Source organism: Streptomyces sp. NPDC057654 (assembly GCF_042800135.1).
Lineage (GTDB): Bacteria > Actinomycetota > Actinomycetes > Streptomycetales > Streptomycetaceae > Streptomyces.
Genome location: NZ_JBHVHQ010000801.1, coordinates 1 through 3,963 on the forward strand (window position 1 = coordinate 1; position 3,963 = coordinate 3,963).

Below are 3,963 nucleotides of genomic sequence, written 5' to 3' on the forward strand. Positions count from 1 at the left end.
CCCGGCGCCGTCGTCCTGCCCGGCTGGACCGTCGACGCGGTCGTCCTCGCGCCGGGCGGCGCGCACCCCTCCTACGCGAGCGGGTACTCCGTCCGCGACAACGCCTTCTACCAGGCATGGGACGCCGTCGCCCGCGACCGCGAGACGTTCAGGGCCTGGCTGGCGGAGAACGTGCTGAACGAAGGAGCCGCCGCCCGATGACCGGTCATATAGCGTCCCAGGAGCAGGAGTTCACCCCGGACGAGCTGATGGAGGTCAACGCTGCCCGCGCGCTCGCCCGCGCCCGTACCTGCTTCGTCGGCATCGGGCTGCCCAGCACCGCCGCCAACCTCGCCCGACGCACCGTCAACCCCCGCCTCGTGCTGATCTACGAATCCGGCACCATCGGGTCCAAGCCCACCCGGCTGCCGCTGTCCATCGGCGACGGCGAACTCGCCGACACCGCCGACGCCGTCGTCCCCGTGCCCGAGGTCTTCAACTACTGGCTCCAGGGCGGCCGGATCGACGTGGGCTTCCTCGGCGCCGCCCAGGTCGACCGGTTCGCCAACGTCAACACCACCGTCGTCGACCGCGGCCCCGGCAAGCCGGAAGGCCGACTCCCCGGGGCGGGCGGCGCACCGGAGATCGCCGCCAACTGCGGCGAAGTCCTGCTCGTACTGCGCCACTCCACGCGCGGCTTCGTCGAGCGGCTCGACTTCGTCACCACCCTCGGCCACGGCTACGGGCCCCATGACCGTACGAAGCTCGGGATGCCCGGCCGCGGGCCCGTCGCCGTCATCACCGACCTCGGCATCCTCCGCCCCGACCCGGCCACCTCCGAGCTGACCCTCGCCGAACTGCATCCCGGCGTCACCGCCGAGCAGGTACGGGCCGCCACCGGCTGGGAGCTCCGCACCGCCGAACCGGTCGGCACCACCGCGCCGCCGACCGCCGAAGAACTCCGCGAGCTGCGCGCCCTCAAGGCGGCGGGGAGGGACGAAGCATGAGCCAGGGCATGTCCCGGCCGCCCACGCAGGCGGAGATCAGCGCCGAGATCGCTGCGCTGCGCGCCGCCTACGCCAAGGCGCGCGCCGAGGGCGCACCGCCCGCCGACCACCCCGCCCGTGACTACGCCCCCTACCGGTCGAGCCTGCTCCGTCATCCCCGGCAGCCACTCGTGGCCGTAGCCGGGGACCCGGAGACCGTGGAGCTGCACACCCCGGTCTTCGGCCCCACCGACGTCACCGAGTGCGACAACGACCTGACGGTTCGGCACGCCGGGGAGCCGCTGGGCGAACGCATCACCGTCTCCGGCAAGCTGCTCGACAGTCGGGGACGGCCGGTGCGCGGGCAGCTGATCGAGCTGTGGCAGGCCAACGCGGCAGGCCGCTACGCCCACGTGAGAGACCGTCACCCAGCCCCGCTGGACCCCAACTTCACCGGAGCGGGGCGGACGTTGACCGGGGACGACGGGAGTTACAGCTTCACCACCGTCAAGCCCGGCGCCTACCCTTGGCGCAATCACACGAACGCCTGGCGCCCCGCCCACATCCATTTCTCCGTCTTCGGCACGGCCTTCACCCAGCGCCTGATCACCCAGATGTACTTTCCCGGCGACCCGCTCTTCGCCCACGACCCGATCCTGCAATCGGTCACCGACGACGCCGCCCGCGAACGCCTCGTCGCCGCCTACGACCACGAGCTCTCCCGGCCGGAATGGTCGCTCGGCTACCGCTGGGACATCGTCCTCGACGGCCCGTCGGCGACATGGCGCGAAGGCGCCGACTGAGGGCCGACGCCGGCCCCGAACCTCCTCCGACCACCGGTGATCCCACCCCTTGTGAGGCGAATTGTGAGGCGAAACGCGGTGAACACCGATCTCGCGGGCGAGTACCGACCCACCCCCTCCCACACCGTCGGCCCCTTCTACGGCTACGCGCTGCCCTACCCCGGCGGCGCGGACGTGGCGCCCGCCGGGCGGCCCGACGCGATCACCCTGCACGGCCGCGTCCTGGACGGCGCGGGCGACCCCGTACCGGACGCCCTCGTCGAGACCTGGCAGGCCGGGCCCGACGGGACGCTCCGGGGGCGGCCCGGCTCCATGCGCCGCGACCCGGCCGACGGCGGCTTCCTCGGCCGCGACGGCACGGACTTCACGGCGTTCGGCCGGTGTGCCACCGACGCCGACGGGCAGTGGGCCGTCCGTACGCTCCCGCCCGGCCCGACCGGCGGCCCCGACGCCCCCTACATCAGCGTGTGCGTCTTCGCCCGCGGCCTGCTCCACCACCTCTTCACGCGCGCCTACCTCACGGACGGCACCGGGGCGGCCGACGCCGACCCGCTGCTGTCCTCACTCACCCCGCGACGGCGGCGCACCCTCCTGGCCGTCGCCGAACCGCACGGCCTGCACCGCTTCGACATCCGCCTGCAAGGCGAGGAGGAGACGGTCTTCCTTGAGTTCCGCTGACGCCGCTTTCCCGGACGTGGGGCTGCTCGCCCCGGCCTGGGCCGGGTCCGCCGCGGAGGCCGCCACCGGGGACGCCGCCTGCCTCGCGGCGATGCTCGACGCGGAGGCCGCCCTGGTCCGGGCCCAGGCGGCCGTCGGGCAGGCCCCTCGGGCGGCGGCCGACGCCGTCATGGCGGCGGCCCGCGCCGACTCCTTCGACGTACGGGACCTGGCCCTGCGCGCCCGCGCCGGCGGCAACCCCGTCATCCCCCTGGTCGCCGACCTCACCGCGGCCGTCGCCCGTACGGACCCCGAGGCGGCGGCGTACGTGCACCGCGGCGCCACCAGTCAGGACATCCTCGACACGGCGCTGATGCTGGTCGCCGCCCGTACCCTGCCGGAGATCACCGGCCAACTGGCTCGCACCGCCGAGACGTTGCATCGCCTCGCCGCCGCCCACCGCACCACCCCCATGCCCGGCCGCACCCTGACCCAGCACGCCGTCCCCACCACCTTCGGCCTCAAAGCCGCAGGCTGGCGCGCCCTGGCCCTGGACGCCCACGACCGGCTCGCCGCCGTACGAGCCCAGTTGCCCGCCCAACTCGGCGGCGCGGCCGGGACGTTGGCCGCCTTCGACGCTTTCGCTTCCACGGACCTCGGCGACGGCCAGGCGCCCTGCGGCGGCGCCCTGCGGCTGCTCGGTCAGTTCGCCGCTGAGACCGGGCTCGCCGAGCCCGAACTGCCCTGGCATACGCTCCGTACGCCCGTAGCCGACCTCGCGGGGGCGCTCGCGTTCTGTGCGGGGGCGCTCGGCAAGATGGCGGCCGATGTGCTCGTCCTCTCCCGTACGGAGATCGGCGAGGTGGCGGAGGGGGGCGGGGGCGGGTCGTCCGCCATGCCGCACAAGAGCAATCCGGTGCGGGCCACGCTCATCGCCGCGGCGGCGCGCCAGGCGCCCGCACTCGCCGGGGTCCTCGTCGGGGCGCTCGCCGCCGAGGACGAACGCCCGGCCGGGGCCTGGCACGCCGAGTGGCAGCCGCTGCGCGAACTCCTGCGGCTCGCGGGCGGTGCGGCACGGCAGGCAGCCGAACTCGCCGAAGGGCTGGCGGTGTTCCCGGAGCGGATGCGCGAGAACCTGGACGCGACCGGCGGCCTGATGGCCAGTGAGCGGATCGCCGCCGCGCTGAGCCCGATGCTCGGGCGCGCCCGTGCCAAGGACCTCGTGGCCGCGGCCGCCCGCCGCGCCGTTGCCGAGCACGTACCACTGGCCAATGTGCTGGCGGAGGCGCTCGCGACGGAGGAGCCGGGGGCGCTGGAGAAGGTCTCCGAGGACCGGCTCCGGCGGCTGGCCGACCCCTCCGACTACCTCGGCCACGCCCCGGAACTGACCGACCGCGCCCTTCGGCGCCTGCCCAGGACGGACATATGACCAGCCTCCACCACAAGGTCACCGGTGACGGCGACGGCGGGACGCCGCTGCTGCTCGGCCCCTCCCTCGGCACCTCGCTCGCCGTCTGGGAGCCCCAACTGCCCGTGCT

4 protein-coding genes and 1 pseudogene are annotated in these 3,963 nt (G+C 74.5%); all 5 read left to right on the forward strand.

The window, feature by feature from the left end:
* Positions 1-201 (forward strand): annotated as a pseudogene (locus tag ACFU99_RS36120) (CoA transferase subunit A); the annotation flags it as partial.
* Positions 198-986, forward strand: a complete 789-nt coding sequence (locus ACFU99_RS36125; protein WP_384400601.1) for a CoA-transferase subunit beta — start codon at positions 198-200, stop codon at positions 984-986. The pseudogene ACFU99_RS36120 and the gene ACFU99_RS36125, both read left to right, overlap by 4 nt.
* Positions 983-1,768, forward strand: coding sequence for a protocatechuate 3,4-dioxygenase subunit beta (gene pcaH, locus ACFU99_RS36130; RefSeq protein WP_384400604.1), 786 nt, complete (start codon positions 983-985; stop codon positions 1,766-1,768). Before ACFU99_RS36125 ends, pcaH begins: the two co-directional genes overlap by 4 nt.
* Before the next feature lie 78 nt (positions 1,769-1,846).
* Positions 1,847-2,446 (forward strand): protocatechuate 3,4-dioxygenase subunit alpha, encoded by a 600-nt coding sequence (pcaG, locus tag ACFU99_RS36135; protein ID WP_384400607.1) that lies wholly within the window; start codon positions 1,847-1,849, stop codon positions 2,444-2,446.
* Positions 2,433-3,854 carry a 3-carboxy-cis,cis-muconate cycloisomerase gene (gene pcaB / locus ACFU99_RS36140; RefSeq protein ID WP_384400610.1) on the forward strand — a complete coding sequence of 474 codons (1,422 nt, stop codon included), beginning with the start codon at positions 2,433-2,435 and terminating at the stop codon, positions 3,852-3,854. The genes pcaG and pcaB overlap by 14 nt, the downstream gene beginning before the upstream one ends.
* Positions 3,855-3,963: the final 109 nt, after the last annotated feature.

Bases quoted from the DNA above. Each gene is read 5' to 3' on its own strand.
- ACFU99_RS36125 (WP_384400601.1), top strand. From the start codon at position 198: ATGACCGGTCATATAGCGTCCCAGGAGCAGGAGTTCACCCCGGACGAG.
- pcaH (WP_384400604.1), top strand. From the start codon at position 983: ATGAGCCAGGGCATGTCCCGGCCGCCCACGCAGGCGGAGATCAGCGCC.